Raw genomic sequence first — 1,512 nt, 5'->3', positions numbered from 1 at the left:
AGCCCTTTCAAGGTAGTACTATGACCTTTTTCTCTCAGCAAGTATTCTCGCGGTTGAAACATGAGGTTTATTTTTCATTGCAATGCGCTTTGGTTGTGGTTTCTTGGGGCCTCGAGGGTGTTTTTGGTACTTTGATAATTTCACGTTGCCGGATAATTTCTTAAGCAAACGAACCAGGTCGCCTACTGGCATTTCACGGAAAACGATCCAGTGCTTGCTTTCGATAACGATCATCATCCCTTGGTAGACGCCTTCGATTTCATTGGCCACATAATAGCCCGATACGTTCTGTTCTATGAAATCGACACCATGCACACTGCCTAGGGCGGCTTTTACAACGGACATGCTGATATAGGCCACCAAAGCTACGCAAAAACCAAAAAGAGCGGCGCGAGGATAGCCCAAGGCATTAATTTCGGAGTTTAAATATTCAGCAAGACGTTGAAAGGCGGTTTCGATGGTCCAACGATCCCGATACAACCGCGCAATTAGCTTTGCGTTCGCTGTGCTCTTTGACAAATTTGTGATGATGAAAATCTCGGTATCACCATCACGGGTTTCACCCTTCAGCTTCACGCGAATCCGCCTAAAGGAGTGGTCTTTGTCGGCTTGATCTCGAACCAGGATAGGTTGCTCATATACGGTTCCAGTCTCAGTTTTGCCGATATATTTTTCCTTTCCGATTAACTCAAAAGGATAATTCCCATGCTCCCGGATGATGAACCACGCATGCCGGTTCTCTATGCCGCAGGTGAATTCAACCACACAAAAATTGCGATCGGCGATCCAGACATCATCGACAACAATGGTTTCAAGCACCGCTTTCAACAACGAACGTTCTTGCGCATGGCCGTCTTCGCAGGGAAACACATCAATGGGCAGGTGCAACATCGGATCATACACAACCAGTGATTTCCCCGGAAGAGGACCTGCGGCGATGGACCGCAACTCTTTGATTCGATGATGACTTTTCTCGATGCAGTTGCCATCAAGCAACTTGATTCGTTTGCCAGGCAGGGGGGTGTTCTGTTTTCCCAACAGTTTTTTGAGAATGGGTTCCACTTGCTCAGCGGCATATCGGACCAGAGCTGCCGATATGCTGGGTTCCATGCCCTTCAACTTGTTGTAAATTGACGTAACTGAAACGGCAATCTCCTCTTTTGAAGCCTGAAAAGCCGCATGAACCGACCGTTGGCTGCCCTGGACAACCTGGCTCATCAGGTTAAAAAGCGCCGAGAACAAAAGGTCCTTTGTGTATTGCTCCTTTGCCGTGGTATCGAACCATTCGTCCAACTGTTCTGGATTCAGCACCCTTTCCAGTAAACCACGAGCCATGACAGAGATCGGAGAATTCTTTATGAACGGCGCAAAAACGGGGCTCAACATAGCGGACACCTCCTCTGGGTACGGTTGTTTTAGCGTACCGTATTTCAGATAGAGGCTTTTGTCCAGAGTTTTATTCATAAGTTCAAACAGTTAAAATGAAGGCGATAGTGCTACCTTCAAAGGGCT

General features: G+C 47.3%; 1 protein-coding gene. It reads right to left on the bottom strand.

The window, feature by feature from the left end; all coding sequences use genetic code 11:
- Window positions 1-18: 18 nt before the first annotated feature.
- Window positions 19-1,386 carry an IS4 family transposase gene (locus JCM12296_RS34745; protein WP_054702749.1) on the bottom strand — a complete coding sequence of 456 codons (1,368 nt, stop codon included), beginning with the start codon at window positions 1,384-1,386 and terminating at the stop codon, window positions 19-21.
- Between the last annotated feature and the right edge of the window lie 126 nt (window positions 1,387-1,512).

Origin of the sequence: Desulfosarcina cetonica JCM 12296 (assembly GCF_001311845.1) — a bacterium.
GTDB classification, from domain to species: Bacteria; Desulfobacterota; Desulfobacteria; order Desulfobacterales; family Desulfosarcinaceae; genus Desulfosarcina; species Desulfosarcina cetonica.
This window is presented reverse-complemented; position numbering and strand designations above follow the sequence as displayed.